Annotated in this window: 19 protein-coding genes and 1 pseudogene; 6 read left to right on the top strand and 14 right to left on the bottom strand. The window is 64.2% G+C overall.

The window, feature by feature from the left end; all coding sequences use genetic code 11:
• Positions 1–37 precede the first annotated feature (37 nt).
• On the top strand, positions 38–394 hold the full coding sequence (locus ABZ827_RS08005) for a VOC family protein (RefSeq protein ID WP_357234008.1): 357 nt from the start codon (positions 38–40) through the stop codon (positions 392–394).
• Between the two features lie 121 nt (positions 395–515).
• Here ABZ827_RS08005 and ABZ827_RS08010 read toward each other — a convergent pair whose 3' ends face one another.
• Positions 516–1,118, bottom strand: a complete 603-nt coding sequence (locus ABZ827_RS08010) for a helix-turn-helix domain-containing protein (protein WP_357234011.1) — start codon at positions 1,116–1,118, stop codon at positions 516–518.
• Positions 1,119–1,335: 217 nt separating this feature from the next.
• Between ABZ827_RS08010 and ABZ827_RS08015 the strand changes: the two genes are divergently transcribed.
• The 3 genes and pseudogenes from ABZ827_RS08015 to ABZ827_RS08025 all read left to right on the top strand — a co-directional run.
• Positions 1,336–2,049 (top strand): SDR family oxidoreductase, encoded by a 714-nt coding sequence (locus ABZ827_RS08015; protein ID WP_357234014.1) that lies wholly within the window; start codon positions 1,336–1,338, stop codon positions 2,047–2,049.
• Between the two features lie 128 nt (positions 2,050–2,177).
• On the top strand, positions 2,178–3,209 hold the full coding sequence (locus tag ABZ827_RS08020; protein WP_357234017.1) for an NADP-dependent oxidoreductase: 1,032 nt from the start codon (positions 2,178–2,180) through the stop codon (positions 3,207–3,209).
• 29 nt (positions 3,210–3,238) lie between these two features.
• Positions 3,239–3,334, top strand: a pseudogene (locus tag ABZ827_RS08025) (alpha/beta hydrolase); the annotation flags it as partial.
• Between the two features lie 122 nt (positions 3,335–3,456).
• Here ABZ827_RS08025 and ABZ827_RS08030 read toward each other — a convergent pair.
• Positions 3,457–3,768, bottom strand: a complete 312-nt coding sequence (locus ABZ827_RS08030) for a hypothetical protein (RefSeq protein WP_357234019.1) — start codon at positions 3,766–3,768, stop codon at positions 3,457–3,459.
• 345 nt (positions 3,769–4,113) lie between these two features.
• On the opposite strand from ABZ827_RS08030, the gene ABZ827_RS08035 reads away from it, so the two are divergent.
• A complete protein-coding gene (locus tag ABZ827_RS08035) occupies positions 4,114–4,428 on the top strand; it encodes a MerR family transcriptional regulator (RefSeq protein ID WP_357234596.1) in 315 nt (104 codons plus the stop codon).
• Positions 4,429–4,531: 103 nt separating this feature from the next.
• Here ABZ827_RS08035 and ABZ827_RS08040 read toward each other — a convergent pair whose 3' ends face one another.
• From ABZ827_RS08040 to ABZ827_RS08075, 8 genes are all read right to left on the bottom strand, one after another.
• Positions 4,532–5,338 (bottom strand): ATP-binding cassette domain-containing protein, encoded by an 807-nt coding sequence (locus tag ABZ827_RS08040; RefSeq protein WP_357234022.1) that lies wholly within the window; start codon positions 5,336–5,338, stop codon positions 4,532–4,534.
• Positions 5,335–6,393, bottom strand: a complete 1,059-nt coding sequence (locus ABZ827_RS08045; protein ID WP_357234025.1) for an ABC transporter ATP-binding protein — start codon at positions 6,391–6,393, stop codon at positions 5,335–5,337. The genes ABZ827_RS08040 and ABZ827_RS08045 overlap by 4 nt, the downstream gene beginning before the upstream one ends.
• Positions 6,377–7,264 (bottom strand): ABC transporter permease, encoded by an 888-nt coding sequence (locus ABZ827_RS08050; protein ID WP_357234028.1) that lies wholly within the window; start codon positions 7,262–7,264, stop codon positions 6,377–6,379. The genes ABZ827_RS08045 and ABZ827_RS08050 overlap by 17 nt, the downstream gene beginning before the upstream one ends.
• The gene (locus ABZ827_RS08055; protein WP_357234031.1) at positions 7,261–8,202 is read right to left on the bottom strand and encodes an ABC transporter permease; all 942 of its coding nucleotides are present in this window, start codon (positions 8,200–8,202) and stop codon (positions 7,261–7,263) included. The genes ABZ827_RS08050 and ABZ827_RS08055 overlap by 4 nt, the downstream gene beginning before the upstream one ends.
• Positions 8,203–8,229: 27 nt before the next feature.
• The gene (locus tag ABZ827_RS08060) at positions 8,230–9,801 is read right to left on the bottom strand and encodes an ABC transporter substrate-binding protein (RefSeq protein ID WP_357234034.1); all 1,572 of its coding nucleotides are present in this window, start codon (positions 9,799–9,801) and stop codon (positions 8,230–8,232) included.
• Positions 9,802–10,150: 349 nt separating this feature from the next.
• Entirely contained in the window at positions 10,151–11,782 is a 1,632-nt protein-coding gene (locus ABZ827_RS08065; protein ID WP_357234599.1) for an AMP-binding protein, read from the bottom strand.
• 55 nt (positions 11,783–11,837) lie between these two features.
• Positions 11,838–12,593 carry a class II aldolase/adducin family protein gene (locus ABZ827_RS08070; protein WP_357234036.1) on the bottom strand — a complete coding sequence of 252 codons (756 nt, stop codon included), beginning with the start codon at positions 12,591–12,593 and terminating at the stop codon, positions 11,838–11,840.
• Between the two features lie 10 nt (positions 12,594–12,603).
• A complete protein-coding gene (locus tag ABZ827_RS08075; RefSeq protein WP_357234039.1) occupies positions 12,604–13,809 on the bottom strand; it encodes an amidohydrolase family protein in 1,206 nt (401 codons plus the stop codon).
• 111 nt (positions 13,810–13,920) lie between these two features.
• On the opposite strand from ABZ827_RS08075, the gene ABZ827_RS08080 reads away from it, so the two are divergent.
• The gene (locus ABZ827_RS08080) at positions 13,921–14,646 is read left to right on the top strand and encodes an IclR family transcriptional regulator (RefSeq protein ID WP_357234042.1); all 726 of its coding nucleotides are present in this window, start codon (positions 13,921–13,923) and stop codon (positions 14,644–14,646) included.
• Positions 14,647–15,001: 355 nt separating this feature from the next.
• Here the strand turns inward: ABZ827_RS08080 and ABZ827_RS08085 are convergent, their stop codons facing one another.
• The 4 genes from ABZ827_RS08085 to ABZ827_RS08100 form a co-directional block, all read right to left on the bottom strand.
• Entirely contained in the window at positions 15,002–15,508 is a 507-nt protein-coding gene (locus tag ABZ827_RS08085) for a hypothetical protein (RefSeq protein WP_357234045.1), read from the bottom strand.
• 140 nt (positions 15,509–15,648) lie between these two features.
• Positions 15,649–16,128 carry an RDD family protein gene (locus ABZ827_RS08090; RefSeq protein ID WP_357234048.1) on the bottom strand — a complete coding sequence of 160 codons (480 nt, stop codon included), beginning with the start codon at positions 16,126–16,128 and terminating at the stop codon, positions 15,649–15,651.
• 62 nt (positions 16,129–16,190) lie between these two features.
• Positions 16,191–16,871 (bottom strand): tellurium resistance protein, encoded by a 681-nt coding sequence (locus tag ABZ827_RS08095; RefSeq protein ID WP_357234052.1) that lies wholly within the window; start codon positions 16,869–16,871, stop codon positions 16,191–16,193.
• A 27-nt stretch (positions 16,872–16,898) separates the two neighbouring features.
• Positions 16,899–17,474 carry a TerD family protein gene (locus tag ABZ827_RS08100; protein ID WP_357234055.1) on the bottom strand — a complete coding sequence of 192 codons (576 nt, stop codon included), beginning with the start codon at positions 17,472–17,474 and terminating at the stop codon, positions 16,899–16,901.
• Positions 17,475–17,545 lie beyond the last annotated feature (71 nt).

The following is a 17,545-nucleotide window of genomic DNA, read 5'->3' on the forward strand; positions in this document are numbered from 1 at the left end:
CGCACTCTGCGTCCCCTCTCGTCATCAAGGAGTACATATGCCACCGGCCACCATTGCCGCGATCAATCTCGACTGCGCCGACCCGCATGACCTGGCCCGCTTCTGGGCGCACCTACTCGGCGGTGAGGTCGTCGTCGAAACCCCCGGATTCTGTGCCGTCGCAACCGGGGTGCTGCATCTCGGCGCTGTCCGTGTCGAGAACTACCGGCCACCGACCTGGCCCGCCGCCGAGCGCCCGCAGCAGATCCACCTCGATCTCACCGTCGACGACCTCGACAGCGCCGAGGCCGAAGCGATCCGTCACGGCGCGACCAAGGCTACATTTCAGCCCAGCCCGGAACGCTCCCGTGTACTCAGCGACCCGGCCGGTCACCCCTTCTGCCTGCGCGCCTGACCTTCGACACAGATCGGGGGCGGGCCGCGACCCGGCTGAACACGCGGACCATCGGCGAGCCCGCCGGTGGGGTATAGAGCGAATCAGCGCTGACCCCGGACTACTCCGGGCACCGCCGGGATCATTGCGGCAGGAGGGCAGACACCTGCTCCCTGATGTCCGCCACGATCTCGTCCACACTGCGCGCGATGTTGGCAGTGGCAGCCATGGCGAGAAACATGATCGCGGACACGATATGCGCTCTCCTTGCGGCTTCGGCCACCCCGACACGCTCGTCTCGGCGCAGTACGGCGGCGATCGCTTCCTCGGTCTGCTCGACGACAGCGAGGGCATCGCGGTGGTGGGGCTCCTCGGGGTTGCCGAAGACCATCTCCCGTAGATAGGTGCGCCCGTTGTCGATCTGAGTACGGTTGCACCCCACTATCGGACGGATGATCGTCATCACCGCGTCGAGCACGTCGGGGATGTTCTCGGCAGCTGCCCGGCCCCGCTCGAGCGCTTCGACGTAATGGGTGTTCTGCACGAGCAGAAGCAACTCGCCCTTGGTCTTGACGTACAGGAACACCGTCCCGGTGCCGACGTCGGCCTTATCGGCGATCTGCTGGGTGGTGACCTCGTCGACGCCGTATTCGGCGAAGAGTTCGCCGGCGGCGGCGGTGATGCGGTCGAGCTTCTGCTGCTTGTTCCGCTCGCGCCGTCCCACCGGCTGGGGGGCGAATGACATGGCGGGTGCCCTTCGGAATAAATTCTGACTACATTCAGTTTTGAGTATAGTCAATATTGATGCGGTTCAGATGGGTGCTCTCCTGACCCTCCCATCGAGAACATCCCTCCCGACACATGACGCTGTCGATCGGTCATCCCCGGGTCGGACTGCCGACAACTCACTCCTGATCAGGCCGCACCTACAGGTCCGCACCCCGCAAAAGAAAGAACGTGACATGCCCTCACTCAATGGAGCCGTCGTCCTCATCACCGGAGCGAATGGTGGTATCGGGACGCATTTCGTCCACGAGGCCCTCGCCCGTGGCGCCGCGAAGGTCTACGCCACCGCCCGCAAGCCCCGCGACTGGAACGACGAACGAATCGTCCCGCTCGTCCTCGATATCACCGATCCCGCGTCCATCGAGGCGGCAGTCGCCGCCGCGCCGGACGTCACGGTGCTCATCAACAACGCCGGCGCCTCGGTGTCCAGCGCCGGCATCCTCACCCATACCGATGAGGAGATCCGCACCAACGTCGAGACCAATTTCCTCGGCCCGCTCTTCCTCGCCCGCGCCTTCGCCCCGATCCTGAGCAGCAGAGAGGAGTCGGTCATCATCGATATCCACTCCCTGCTGAGCTGGTACGCCGTCGCCGGCATCTACAGCGCCACCAAGGCAGCTCTGTGGTCGGCGACCAACTCGCTGCGCCTCGAGCTCGCCCCCGCAGGCGTTCACGTCGTCGGTGTGCACGTCGGTTACGTCGACACCCCCATGGCCGCGCACACCACCGACCCCAAGACACAGCCCGCGGACCTGGTGCGGACCGTATTCGCCGCCGTCGAAGCCGGCGAGTACGAAGTTCTTGCCGACGAAGCTTCCGCTCAGGTCAAAGCGGGACTCAGCGCACCCATCGAAGCGCTCTACCCCCAGCTCGCGGCCACCGACGGCTGAGCAGCACTCCGGGCGGGCAGCCGCCGAACTGTCCGGCGCCGACCGATCGAGAGCCCATCGACCGATCCGGCGATACCGAGCACAAGACCAGCACATACCCGTCCGCAGACCAGAAGGAGCCACCAACCATGCGAGCATTCGTCGTCACCGAGTACAAAGGGGCCCTCCGGGAGGCCGGCGTCCCGGAGCCGGTAGTCGGCGAGCACGACGTGCTGGTGCGGGTGCAGGCGGCCGGAGTGAACCAGTTGGACGAAAAGATCCGGGCGGGCGAGTTCAAGCGGATCCTGCCGTACGAGCTGCCGCTGATTCTCGGTAACGATCTGGCCGGTGTCGTCCTCCGGGTCGGCGCGAAGGTGCGATCGTTCGAGCCCGGCGACGAGGTGTATGCCAGGCCCGGTAAGGAGCACATCGGGACCTTCGCGGAGCGCATCGCCGTCGCGGAAGCAGACCTGGCCCGCCGACCGGAATCGGTCAGCGTCGAGGAGGCAGCGTCTCTCCCACTGGTGGCGCTGACCGCATGGCAGGCACTCGTGGAGCGCGGAAACGTTCAGCCCGGGCAGAAGGTCCTCGTCCACGCCGGAGCCGGCGGTGTCGGGTCGATCGCGATCCAGCTCGCCAAACACCTCGGCGCGACCGTAGCGACCACAGCCGGCGCCGCCAACGCCGACTTCGTCCGAGAACTCGGCGCCGACCATGTCATCGACTATCGCAGCCAGGATTTCGAACAAATACTGCACGGCTACGACCTGGTACTCGACAGCCTGGGTGGAAAGAATCTGGAGAAATCGCTGCGAGTGCTGCGGCAAGGCGGCAGGGCCATCGGGATCGCCGGTCCCCCGGACCCGGCCTTCGCCCGCGAACTCGGCGCGAACCCTGTGCTCCGTCTCGCGATCACCGGCCTCAGCAGCGGTATCCGCCGCCGGGCCCGCCGGTTGGGCGTGAGCTATGAGTTCCTCTTCATGCGCGCCGACGGTGATCAGCTCCGCCGGATCACCCGTCTGGTCGACGACGGCGCGCTGCGTCCCGTGGTCGGCCGGGTCTTCCCGTTCGATCAGACCCCCCAAGCCCTCGAGGCGCTGAGTAAAGGCGGTATCCGGGGAAAAGCTGTCATCAGCAACCCCGGACCTGTCGCCTCCACAACCGACGGCACCCACCCCTGACACCCACAGACCGGAGGAGCATCAAGGATTCCGAGCTGATCATCTACCCCGACTCCGGGCACGGCGGCATCTTCCAGTTCCACGACAGATTCGCACCCGCCGCCGCGGAATTCCTGAACCGCTGATACGCACACCGCTGCCCGTTCAAGGAACCCTGAACCGAGCGCGACGCCGGCTCATCGATTGTCAACGGCCGGTTGGAACTCCCCGACGACGGCCACTTGCCGGAGAAGCGATCCGGCCACTGTCACAACCCGGCAGCGACGTACACCGGGCGATGTGACACCGCGCGATCCGCCAGGCTCAGGCTGCGCTCGGCTGCGATCAATACGGACTGCTCGGTGCTGGTGGCGCCCGGTATCCGGCCGGTGTCGATCAGTTCTTGTTTGCGCCGGACACAGATCGTCTCGTCGCTGATTCCCAGGTCAGCGGCTACCTGCGCGACCGGGCGGCCGGCGGCGGCCAGGTCCAGGACCTTATGCCCCTGATCGGGGTTCGTACCTGCATTGGTGAGCCTGGCCGACGGGTAGAGAAAATCTACAGCGATCACAGTAGACATTCCACCAAAGGTGCGGTAGCTTCTATCTTGTTGGAAGCGTAAGAAGTATCCAGAAGGCACGGGAGATGACGAACTACCCGTGAGGGCAAGACCGGCGGGCGCGGCCATGGGACCAGCAGATACGACGGTCCCGCCGCCCGCCGGGAAGTAAGTGAAGTCGCACGGAAAGAAGATGAAGTAACACTGTGAGGAGAAGGGAGGCGTTGCCCGTCGGGTCGCCCGTGAAGTTATGTGGTTGGGGCGATCGCCGACGATTTGGTTACCTGTCGGAAGACGAAGTAATTCCCCCTTTCAGTGCCCCGGCGCCTGCGGCGCCGGGGCACTTCGGCGTATGGAGGCCGCACGATTTCTGAACTCACGACCGCGAACGAGAAGTTCGACGATGACGACTATCCCGCCTACACCATGGGCCGGGCCGCTGACCTGCTCGGCACCACCCAAGCGTTTCTGCGCACCCTGGACGACGCGGAACTGATCACCCCGCAACGCTCCGCCGGTGGGCACCGCCGCTACTCCCGCTACCAACTGCGGATCGCTGCCCGCGCCCGCGAACTCGTGGACTCCGGCACCCCTTTGGAAGCGGCGTGCCGGATCATCATCCTCGAAGACCAACTCGCCGAAGCCCGCGAAATCAACGCCAAACTCACTCAGCAGGATTGAGCGGAACTCGCCGCCCCGGAGCCTCCCGCGACCTCGACGGGTCCGTGTGTCGACAGCGTGATCGGTTGCGTCCGTGTGTGGTTGGCAGATTTACGCCGCCCGATCATCGCTGCCGGGCGCCGCGCGGGAAGGGAGCAGGGATGGCATCCAGTAGCTTTCGGGTGTAATCCTGCTGTGGATCACGGTAGACCGATTCGACGGTGCCCGATTCGACGACCTCTCCGCCCGCCATGACCAAAACACGGTCGGCGATCACCTCGACCAGTGCGAGGTCGTGACAGACGAACAGATACGCCAATTCCAGTTCCTCCTGCAGATCTCGGAGGAGGTTGAGTACTTGCGACCGAACCGATACATCGAGTGCCGCGACTGGTTCGTCGCACACGATCATCTTCGGCCCAGGGGCGAGCGCACGAGCGATGGCGACCCGCTGCAATTGGCCACCGGAGAGTTCCCCCGGGTACCGGGAGAGGTAGCGCGGGCCGATACCGACCTTGTCGAGCAATTCCCGGACCTTTTCGGTTCGGGCCTCGCGATCGAGATCGGTATGCACGATCAGCGGTTCAGCCACCGCGTCGAGGACGCTCATGCGCGGGTCGAGAGAACTGTGTGGATCCTGGAAGATCATCTGCATCCCGCGGCGCATCGCCCGCAGCCGCGCCGGTGATGCACCGCGCACATCGTGGCCGTCGAACGCGATATTGCCGGCATCGGGTTCGATCAATCGCAGTACGACTCTGCCGACAGTCGACTTGCCCGCCCCGGATTCACCCACCAACGCAAGACATTCGCCGGCGTCGAGTGTGAACGACACGTTGCGAACAGCGTGTGTCCACCCGGTCCGACGGCCGATGATGTCGCGTCCAGTCGAGAACGACTTCGAAATATCGGACACCTCGAGCAGGCTCATCGTTCCCGTACTCCTTGTAGTTCGAGATCGGCGGTACGTAGGCACCGAACCCCGTCGCGGTCTCCGGCGGCACTCATCGCCGGGTGCGTGCTATCACACAGGCCGGATCGCGCGTGGGGGCAGCGTTCCCTGAACCGGCAACCGGTGGGCCACTCGCCGGCGCCGGGAACGCGGCCTTCGATGGCGGCCAGGCGCCGGGTCCTCCGATGCCCCGATTGTGGGATGGACGCCAGTAGCCCTGCCGTGTACGGATGCCGAGGCGTGTAGAAAACGTCTTCGGCACGTCCCTGCTCGATCACTTCGCCCGCATACATCACGACCACGCGCTGGCACAGTTCCGCGACCACCGCGAGGTCATGGGTGATGAAGAGAAGCCCGATGCCGGTCTGTTCCTGCAGATCCCGCAGCAATTCGAGAATGGTCTGCTGCACTGTGACATCCAGCGCGGTGGTGGGTTCGTCCGCGATCAGCAAGCGAGGGTTCGACGCCATAACCATCGCGATCATGACCCGCTGGCACATTCCGCCGCTGAAGGCGTGCGGATATTCGCGGATGCGTTCGGCAGCACGGGGTACCCGGACCAGTTCGAGCATTTCCACCGCGCGCGCCATCGCCGCCCGTCTGTCGAGTCCGAGATGCCTGCGCGCCGATTCGGCGATCTGGTCACCCACCGTGTACGCCGGGTTGAGGCTGCGGATGGGCTGCTGGAAGATCATTCCCATCCCGGGTCCGCGAAGTTTGCGCCACTCCCGGGTGGGCAGCGAGGTGAGGTCGCGACCGTCGAACTCGATCGAGCCACCGGTTACCCGGCCCCCCGTGTTGCGGGTCAACCCCATGACAGCGAGCGATGACACTGTCTTCCCCGACCCTGATTCGCCTACCAGCGCGACGGATTCACCCGTACCGACGTCGAAGGAAACGCCGTCGACGACGGTGACCCAGTTCCGGCGGTCCGCGCGAAACTGCACACTGAGGTCCCGGACCCGGAGGAGTTTCTCGGCAGTGATCCCGGGGGCATGGCGGGACTTCCGGAGGCTGTCATTTTTCACTGCCATTGCCACTCCTTGTCAGCGCCCGGCGAGCCCCGTCGCCGAGATAGGTGAAGGCCAGGACGGTCAGAAAGATCATGACGCCCGGAGGCCACACCAGATGGGGCGCGAGCTGCATATTCGATGCGGCGGTGCTGAGCATCGACCCCCAGCTCGCCGCGGGCGCCTCCGCCCCGAGTCCGAGAAAACTCAGACTGGCCTCTGCGGCCACGGCCGTACCCAGGGAAACGGAGATGACCAAAATGATCGGCGGCATCACATTCGGGAGTATGTGTCGAATGATCGTCCGGGCCGGCGTCGCACCCAGTGCGACGGTGGCCTCGATGTAGGTCTCTCCTCGGACATCCATCGTCGAGGCCCGCGCGACTCGGAAGAACCGTGGCGCCATCACCAGGCCCACTGCCACCATCGCGTTGGTGATGCCGGACCCCAGTACGGCGACGATCGTGATCGCGAGAACCAGCGAAGGCGCACTCATCAGTGCGTCCATCATCCGGGTGAACAGGGTGTTCACCCATCCCCCGCGGTAGCCGGCGATAATTCCCAACGGCAGACCGAGGATCAGTGCGAGAGCCACAGCCTGCAGCGAGGCGATCAAGGAGATGCGAGCGCCGAAGATGATACGGCTCAGCACATCCCGCCCGTAGTCGTCGGTTCCCAGCAGGTGCCGGGCATCCGGCGGTTGCAACCTGTGCAGCAGATCCTGCGCATACGGATCGTGGGGAGCGAGCCAGGCCGCGAATACCGCTGTGCAGATCAACAGGATGACACACAATCCCGCCACCACGGTCGCGGGTCGACGACGTACGAAACCGAGGATCCGGCGGCCCCTCCCGGAGCTGATACCGATACCGGCCGATGCGGAGTCCGCGGTCATGAGCGCACCTTCGGATTGAAATAACCGTACGAGATATCGACGAGGAGATTGACGATTACGACGACGATCGTGGTGAACAAGACGAACCCGAGGAGTACGGGAACGTCGTGGTTCTGGACGCTGTTGACCGCCAGGCTCCCCAGCCCCGGCATGTTGTAGATGATCTCGATGGTCACCGTGCCGCCGAGGATTTCGGCGACCCGGAAGCCGAGTACCGTCACCACCGGTATGCACGCGTTCTTGAGACCGTGTTTCAAAACCACGCTCGCCCGGGACAACCCCCGGGCCTCGGCGTTCAGAATGTAGTCACTGGTGAGTACCTGTCCCAGCGCGGACCGCAACTGCACCGTCACCTCCGCGGCGGGCAGTAGGGCCAGCGCCACCCCGGGCAGTACCAGGTGCTGGAACCACGGGACTACTCCGTCGGATATCGGTACGTATCCGAACGCCGGAAATATCTGATGCGAGACCGCGAGCAGTGATACCAGCACCAAACCGAACCAGAAGGCGGGTACAGCAATGGCCACCGATGCCACAACATTGATGCCGCGGTCGATCACGCCACCCGGCCGCAGCGCCCCCAGGACGCCGAGGGTGACACCGATAGCTATGGCCAGCACTATCGCGAACAGCACCAGCGACAGGGTCGTGGTCATTCGCCGTAACAGGAGCTCGACCACGGTCTGGTGGGACCACAGCGACATCCCGAGATCGCCCCGAAGTGCGGAACCGACCCAATCCAGGTATCGAATGAACACATTCTCGTCCAGGTTCAGATTCTCGCGTAGCTCCCGTAGGCGCTTAGGGGTGGAATTCTCTCCTGCCAGAACGACGGCCGGATCACCCGGAGCCAGTTCCATCAACAGAAATATCAACAAGGGAACGACGAACAACAGCGGAATCGCTGCCAGTAACCGCTGCCCGGCATAACGCAGCACAAGATCTCCTACTTTTTTTCCTACGGCCTACTCGGTCATTCCCACATGGCGGAGGTCGAAGATTCCCATATCGACCCAGGGTGTTTCCGGTACGCCGACGACCTTGCTGGTGAACATCGCCGCATTGGTCTGGTTGCAGATCGGGACGAAAAGGGCTTCTTTCAGCGTGAGATCCCAGATCTGCCGATAAATCGGTGCGCGTTCCTCTCGGGTCAGTGCGGGATCGGCTGCCGTTGTCGCGAGCTCCCTGATGCGCGGGTTACCGCCTGCGAGGCCATATCCGCCGAAGAGGAAAGTATTCACGGTCTCGGCGGGATCGACCTTGGGGCTGAAACTGTTGGACACCATGGACTCGAAGTCACCGGCAAGGTATCGAGGCTCGTTCTGGCTGTTCGGAACCGGTTCGAGATCCGCGTCGACTCCCGCGTCCGAGAGCGTCGACTGAAGCACGTTCGCGGTATATTCCGTGTTCGTCCCAGCTGCGTACGTCAGTGTCATACGAGCACCGCCCGACGAATCCAGTACGGCTCTGGCCTTTTCCGGGTCGAATGGATAGGGATATTCATAGGAGGGGTCCGCAGACCAGTTGCCCGCTGGGTACAGCTGACGGTTCGGGGTGCAGGTACCGGAGAAGAGCGCGCTCACGGCCGCCGGGTCGATCGCGGAGGCCACCGCCCGCCGGATATCCGGATTCGCCAGGTCTCCCTCGGGCCGCATATAGAGCCCCAGCACGTTTCGGTAGACGACTTGATCGACACCCAGTGAGTGGTTCTGTCCGAGCATCTGCGCCTGGACCACCTCGTTCGCGGAACTCACCCAGGTCAGATCGGTCATACCCGTCTTCACACCGTTCAAGCGAGTACTGGCATCGGGAATCCATTCGAACTCGAAGCCGGCCAGGAGCCCGGCTTCCGGGTCCCAGTTGGTCTCTGCCGCCCGCACCAGTGAGAGTGATTCTTCGGGCACGAATTCGCTCACCTGGTAGGCCCCGGAACCTCCGGCGCCCGGACCGTTGCGAATATCGGTGCCCGCCGCAATGGTCTTCGGACTGAGCATCATTCCGACGTTGGTGCTGAACACTCCAGGAAGCTCGACACCGGTGCCCGGCACCAACCGCAATCGGACCATGTGATCGTCGACTACGTCGACCGCGGAGATATTCCGCAACGCAGCCGCTACCGTACTGCCCTCCAGGGTCCGGCCTCTCCGGATATTCGCCGCGAACGCCGCGGCGTCGAACGCTGTACCGTCGTGGAACACGACGTCTTCCCGCAGCTTCATCTCCAAATATGAGCCATCGGGAGCGAATTCCCATGAGTTCGCCAGTCCCGGAATCAGATTCCCGTCGCTGTCGACGGTGGTGAGCCGATCGAACAACAGGGTGAGATAACCCCAACCCCCGTAACTTGCTTGTAAGTAGGGGTCCAGATTCCTCAGGGGTGAACTGGAAGTGACTCGTAGGACCTGGTCCCGATCGATATCACCGACCGGCCCGGCGAATCCCCCGTTTATCGGGCCCCCACCGCAACCGGCCAGAGCCAGTACGAAGACGACGGTTGCCACCAAATTCTTGGAGACACGAAACCTTGTACGGTTCATCGCGTTCCTTTCACACTTCCACCGGATTCACCGGATCCGATTGCCGGTCGAGAATCGTCTGCTCCCGCCTCAGTGATCCCCGTTGGGGATCCTGATTCGAAGAAACGGGGCAGACGAGGTACCCGATTTCGGGAAAGCTCGGAGAGATTCGGGATGAATGATCCGAGACCCATGCTTTCGCTCCTTGCATGTTGCTCGGTCCCGGGCTCCTGCCGCAGAGACCGTGCAGGAGTTAGGTCTTTGCAAAGCAATCGCTTGGCTGGATGTTAGATGTATCACATTGGGGTGTCAACCAATAGCCTCCGCCACTTCGAATCCGAGAATGCGACACGTCGAGATCGCGGCGGCCCTAGAGGAACCTCGCGCGGCCGTGGGTGTGGAAATCGCGTTCCAGCGCCTGCTCGTCGGAATCGGTGAGCAGTTCGTACTCAGGGCTCCCCCGCCCCGTCCAGCGGAACACCGGTTCGTCGCCGCGCCACAACTGTGCCCGCAACTCTCGTTTGAGTACTTTGTTGGATCCGGTCACCGGCAACTTCGTCGATACCCGCACGAACCGTGGTGCCGATTTGGTGCCGAGATCATCCTGGCTGCCGACGAAATCCGCGAACTCGACCGGATCGAAGTCGGTGACATTTGCTACCTCGATCGCGGCCATCACCTGGTCGCCCGAACGCGGATCGGGCACCGCGTACACGCCCGCCGCGATGATCTTCGGGTGCCGTCGCAGGATTCGTTCGATCAACAGCGCCGAGATGTTCTCCCCGTCCACCCGGATCCAGTCGCCCCGGCGACCGGCGAAATAGATGTATCCGGCCTCATCGAGGTAGCCGAGATCACCGGTCCAGTACCAGCCGTGCCGGATCCGCTCGGCCACCGCCGATTCGTTCTTGTAATACCCTTCGAACCTAGCGGCGCCGCCCTTGTCGACCATCTCGCCGATAGCCTCGTCCGGATTGAGAACCCGGCCGTGGCGGTCCAACTTCGCCGGGACGCACTCGATCCTGGTTTCCGGGTTCACGACGGCGATATCGGCATGCGCCGGTCGTCCCAGTGCCCCCTCCGGTGTGTTCGGATCCGCTTTCACCGACCCGCCGCCTTCGGAAGAGCCGTAGCCCTCGAACAACACGGCACCGAACCGGCGGACGAATTCCGCTTGGTCCTCCGGCGAGGCTTCGGTGCCGAACCCGCGCAGGAGAGGGTTGTCGATATCGTCGGGGCGCTCCGGGGTGGCCATCAAGTAGCCCAGCGCCTTACCGACGTAGGTGAAGAATGTGGCACCGAAGAACCGCACGTCCGGCAGGAACCCGGAAGCGGAGAACTTCGGGGTCAGGCAAACGGTCGCGCCGTTGGCCAGGGCCGGCGCCCACAACGCCATCAGCGCATTGCCGTGGAACAACGGCATACAGCAGTAGTCCACGTCCGCACGTGAATGACCGAACTTTTCCGTACTCGCGTACGCGAGTCGCGCCAGCCGGCCCTGACTGCAGCGCACCGCCTTCGACATACCGGTGGTGCCGGAAGTGAAGAGCAGCAAGAACAGTGTCGACTCGCCCACTGACGGAGCCGCGACCGGCCGTTCGACGCGATGCGCCGCCACCTGCTCGCGATACGAGGAGGAGTCGACGAGCAGAAAGCGATCCTCGCTCAGTGCGAGATCGAGATCGCGTATCCTCGCCAGACCGGCGGCATCGGTGACGATCAGCTGGCAGTCGACGTAGCGGATCTCTGCCTCGAGTTCGGCGCCGCGGCGGGTCGGGTTGATACCCACTACCACCGCCCCGCTCAGTGCCGCGCCGCCGAGCCAGAACAGGAATTCGGGGGTGTTCTCGAGCAGGACACCGATGTGGAACGGGCCGTCCACCCGCAGCGAGGTGGCAAGTGCGCCCCGGGTCGCGCTCTCGCGGACCGTCTCATCCCAGGTCCAGTCCTGCTCCCGGGTTCGCACGCCCGGGTGGGCGTCGCCGAGGCGGTCGAGCAGCATCGCCGCTATGGTCTCTCGTTCCAACTCGAGCTCCTGTTCTCGGATCGAATGTCTGTCAGTCGGTTCGAGACAGGATGTGCTGTTCCAATTCCGGATCGTCGCGGAGTTCGACGCGGACTGCGGCTTCCCAGAACCCGTGGAACCCGTTCCCATCACTGCGGCGTTGCCGATCGACCCACCAATCGGGCAGAGCGGCCTTCTCCGGGCCCCGTGCCGCCCGCACCATCCACGCGTTCTTCGACCTCTGTTCCAAGGCGACCGCACGAAGAAACACCGCCCGTGCTGTGCTGCCGACCACCAGCACTCCGTGACCGCCGAGCAGTGCCAGGTCGGCATCGCCCAGACCGGATACCGCTTTGACAGCGGCCTCGGTACTGTTCACCGCGCCGTCGTATTCGTCGACCAGCACGAGTTCGCCGCCACCGAGGGTCGAACTCTGGTCGTACGCCGGCGGGATCTCGCCGAGATCACTCCAGACGGTCCCGAACTCGGAGTGGTTGTGCACCACGAATTGCACGTCGGGTCGTACCCGGTGCAACGCGAGATGCAACGGGATGCCCAGCGGCACCGGCCATACTCCCTCGAGCAGGGTGCCGTCGAGGTCGATCCGGAGAACGTCCTCGGGGCGGAACTCCTGCCATGTCAACAGCCACGGATTGCACAGCAGGGTGCCGTCACCCATATTGCGGGTGATGTGGCCCGCCAGATGGTCGCGATACCCCTCGCGCCACAGGGCGCGCGCCAACAGCACCATCTCCTGCGCCGGCGTCAGTTCTGGTGCGAGCAGGTCCGCGCTCGGCCTGAATCTCATCCGGTGCTCCTCACGCCTGCGGCAAGACGACGGGAGGCAGTGGATGCCGGTAGAGATCGGCGGCGTTCTCGCTGCACATCTTCCGCAGTTCGGCCGCCGGGATATCACCCCAGTACCGCTCGACGACGTCCTGGGTGTGGGGCCAGGTTCCGTCACCGTGTGGGTAGTCGGTCTCGAGCATGATGTGGTCGACTCCGATCACGTCGCGCAACGAGATCGTCGACGGATCGTCGAGCGTGCAGAACCAGAAGTTGCGCCGGAGGATATCGGCCGGTCGTTCATCCCAGCCCAGGCCGTACCCGGAACGGTCGATGATGTTGTCCAGGCGGTCGATCAGCATCGGCACCCAGCCGATTCCGCCCTCGCTCATCGCGATTTTCAATGTCGGATAGTCCTTCGGGTACCCCGACCACAGCCATTCACTGCACGCGCCGAGCGATAACTGCCCGAACATCGTGGCCCCCAACTGGAGCCCGGGAGCGCCCTGCGGGTACGAGTACATTCCGGAACTACCTACATGCAGGGAGATAACGGTCTCCGTCTCGACACACGCACGGATGATCGGATCCCAATACTCCCTTTCCCACAGCGACGGCAGCCCGATCGCGTGCGGGCGTTCGGGCAGCGTGACGGAGGTGAATCCGCGTGTGGCGTTGCGCTCGATTTCGGCCACGGCTTCCGCCGAATCGCCGAGATAGGTGATACCCCCTGGGATCACCCGCGTCGGATACGCGAGATACCACTCGTTGTACAGCCAGTCGTTCCAGGCCCGGACGGCCGCCTTGCCCACTTCGCGATCGGCGGCGAAGGCGAATACCCGACCACAGAATCCGGTGATCTGTGACGGGAAATTGAGCATGGCCCAGATGCCCCCGAGATCCATATCCGCGACTCGCGCATGAATGTCGTAGCACCCGGGGCGCATCTGCTCGAACCGGAAGGGTTCGTACTTGACCGACTCCGAACGCCGTCCCGCCACCGCGTTCATTCCGACCTGAGAGTAGGCCTTGCCCTCGAACTCCCAGATCTGTGCGCCGTCCTCGGTTTCCCGGATCTTCGGGCCGCGGTCACGCAGGGAAGCGGGCATCCAGGTCTCGAACAGATGTGGCGGCTCGACTACATGGTCGTCGACGGAGATGACCGTGTATCGGATGTTCGCCGGTGTGGGCTCCGGATCGAACAACTCGGGGTCGAGTTCCTGATTCGGTGCGGTCATGGCGATCTCCTTCACGCGGCGGCGAGTCCGCCCGGCCTTCGAATCGTGACAGGCCAGTACAGCGGTATCACTATGTGATACGGTGGTATCTCTTATTGATACAAGGTAGGAGTGATCTCCATCTCAGTCAAGACTTTGAGCAGTCTCCTGCGGGGCCTTCAGGTGGTCGAGACGATCGGCTCCGCCCAGCCGGTCGGGCTGACCGAGCTGTGCCGGCTGTTGGACGAGGACAAAAGCGCCCTGCAACGCGTCCTCGTTACGCTCCACCAGGCGGGATGGATTCGGCAGCTCGGCGGTTCACCGCCGCGATGGGAACTGGCGACGAAAATCGTCACCTTGGCAGGACAGGCCCACAGTGCCTCCTCGCTGCTGTCTCGCGCACGTCCGCTCCTGTCCGGCCTACGCGATGCCACCGGCGAGACCACCCATCTCGCCCTCCTGGAAGGCAGGAAGATAGTGGTCGCGAGCGTCGCGGACGGCACCCATACGGTGCGCACCGCCTTACCGATCGGGCAGGTGCACCCACCCGAGACGAGTGCCGCCGGGCGCGCGATCTTCGCGCACCTCACACCTGCCGAACGCGCCGAACGGGCCGGAACGGCAGCCGCGCTGCTAACGGCCGCCGAATACGACGAGATCCGGACGCGTGGCTGGTCGTTGTGCGAGGGGGCCGTGCAATCCGGATCGACCAGTATCGGTGCGGCGATCTTCGATATCACCCGAGCCCCCCAAGGCGCGATCGTCGTAAGCGCACCGGATAGCCGCCTCACCTCGGACGCGTACGCGTCGGTCGGCACTCTCGTCCGAGACGCCGCCCGACGGTTGAGTGGGCGTTGAACGCTGCACCGGATCACAACGATCCTCCGGAACGTACCGCTCGAGGACAAGACGCTGGGTACGCAGAGTCGAAGTCACGAACGGCGACCCTACCCGCGAACTGATCAGCGCCGAACACCACAGAGCGCTATACGAATTGAACAAGATCCGCTGGGCAGACATCCCCCGCCGGGGCGAGTTCTACACCTACCCCGACTACATCACCCGCCGCGTCGCCGTACCCCGGCTGTCCGGTCCGGCCGAACGCCACGTCGAAAAAGGCGTGCAGGTAGTCAGATGGAGTGCGCGGGCGAGACCCGGCGGCGGCTTCTGTTCGAAATCTCGGCCAGCGGAGAATTCGGTGAGCAATGGTGAGTCACCTACTGCCCGGCAAGCACACCGAACCGAAACATGACTTCGCCGGGACGGCGACCGAGATCGGTTCGGCGGTAGGCGGATCGAAGTCCGTACTTCCACGATATGGCCGGGTACCCCACAACCCGATCGTAGGTGGCGTAGTGGGGCCGCCCCATCGGTTCGTGCATTCCCAGTACAGCCGGTAGCGTCCGTCCGGCACGGCCGGGAACGACAGTGTGCGTTCGGACCGTGGCTGCACGAATGGGTCATTGTCCTCCACGAAGCTGGAGAACGCTGCCCCGACAGGGCCGACGGAGTTCGAGTTGGGCTCGACGGTGTCGAGATATCCATTGGCCACGCACAGGATCACGTCCGGCGTGTTGTTGACGAAAGTCAGGTTGATCGTATTTCCACCGGCGGTTGCGGCGGCGGTAACGGGCCGCGTTTGCGCTGCAGCGGGCACGACCGCTACCGCGGTGGCGAGGACACCTGCGCAGAGCATCGTCAGTCGCGAAAGCATACCCACGAGAACGCCTCCTCAGATTTCCGCACACATCGAATCACGCCGGGCTGCCGGCCTGTGAGGCTACCGGCAGCCGGCCCGGAAATCCCCGTTCTCGGAAATCTGTCGAAGTGCGGCTGACAAATATCGGCTGAGGTTCCCCGCTACCTCGGCTGGTCCTCGACGACCCGGGTCCCGTCCGCGAAGCGATCATGCCAGCCCTGTTTGGTGGGACTGGAGCCGATGGTCACAGCTATGCCCAGGGCGGCGAAGAACCAGAGGACGCCGCCGATACACGGGATGAGATTGAGCAGCATGTAGGAGTTGCGGAACGCGGATTCCTTGAGACCGGGCTTGGCTGCCCCGCCGGCCCCTTCGACATGCAACCCGAGCAGTTTCTTGCCGGGTGTGGCGCCGGTGGTGACCTCGAAGCCGAGGAAGTACAGGAAGGCGAATCCCGCGCCGGGCAGGATGGAGACCCATTCGGGGGTGTGAGTGGATATGTTCAACAGCCAGAACAGGATCGCTCCGACAATGCCGGCGATGATCCAGTCGATGAAGCGGGCGCCGGCGCGCTTACCCAGGTCGCCCGGGGTGACCCCCGCCGGGGCTCCGAGTCGGGGGTCGTATCCGTCTGTGCTCATTGCGCTTCTTCCTTGTGATAGTGACCGCACGAACCGTGCAGCCTGCCGACGGCCCGGGCGCGCTACTTGCGACCGGCGGCCCAGCGCAGACCCCATTGGTAGGCACGGTCGAGGTCGGCCTGGCTGCCGTTCACATATTCGACCTCACGCCCCACGGTCAGGCCGCGACCATTATTCGTCAGTAGCGCGACCGCGCAGAGGCGTGCACCGTCGACCGCGGAATCCAGGCGGACCTCGATCTGCGGCCCGGCTGTCGGATACATGGTGACGACACCGTCGACCGCCGCCCAGTTCGCGGCTCCCTCATAGATCATGGCGAACACCAGGATCCGGCGGAACGCGGCGGGGTCGGCGAGGTTGATATGCAGATTCTCCCCGCCGGTCACCGCGCCGGTGCGGTCGTCACGATCCAGCGCGATGAATGGCGGCCTGTTCAGTTCGCCGTAGCTGTCGCCCAGCGCTTGGACCACTCCCTTGGAGCCGTCGGCGAGTTCGTAGAGGCAGCCGAGGTCCAGGTCGATACCGCCGCTCGCGCCGAGCAGTTTCGCGAAGAAGCCCGGCTTACCGACCGGCGCCGGAGTGGTCCAGTTCAGGTTCACCCGCATCACGCCTTGGCGCTCACCGCTTTTGGTGAGGTCGACGCTGCGTTCGTTCTTGGTGAGTGTGAGCTTGTCCGGCCCGGTTCCCGGGTTCCCGCCGCCCGCCGGGGACGGGGCCTGACGCTCGGTGTAGTCGATGCCCATCGGCTGTGCTCCCGATCGCAGACGAGGTCAGATGTTCACGCCGTAGTCGCGGGCGATTCCCGCCAGCCCGGAGGCGTACCCCTGGCCGATGGCGCGGAACTTCCACTCCGCACCGTGGCGGTAGAGCTCCCCGAAGACCATGGCGGTTTCGGTCGAGGCGTCCTCGGTCAGGTCGTAGCGGGCCAGTTCCGAACCGGTCGTGCGGTCCACGACCCGGATGAACGCATTGCGGACCTGCCCGAAAGACTGCTGCCGCGCGTTCGCGTCGTGGATCGAGACAGGAAAGAAGATGCTGGTGATCGTGGGCGGAGTGGCGGCCAGGTCGACATTGATCACCTCATCGTCGCCGTCGCCTTCACCGGTGAGGTTATCGCCGGTGTGCTCGATGCTGCCCTCGGGGGAACGCAGGTTGTTGTAGAAGACGAAATACCGATCCGAGAGGACCTTCTGATCCGGCCCGGTCGCCATAGCGCTGGCATCCAGGTCGAACTCGGCACCCAGGGTCGACCGCACGTCCCAGCCCAGACCGACCGCCACCGCGGTCAGCTCCGGTGCCTGCTTCGACAGCGATACATTGCCACCCTTCGCGAGGGTCACGCCCATCCTCTTGTACTCCTTACTCATGGTGAACGGCCGCGGCCATGGTGCCCGGTCCATGCTTAAGCCAGCATTAA

Origin of the sequence: Nocardia sp. NPDC019395, assembly GCF_040632335.1 — a bacterium.
Taxonomy (GTDB): domain Bacteria; phylum Actinomycetota; class Actinomycetes; order Mycobacteriales; family Mycobacteriaceae; genus Nocardia.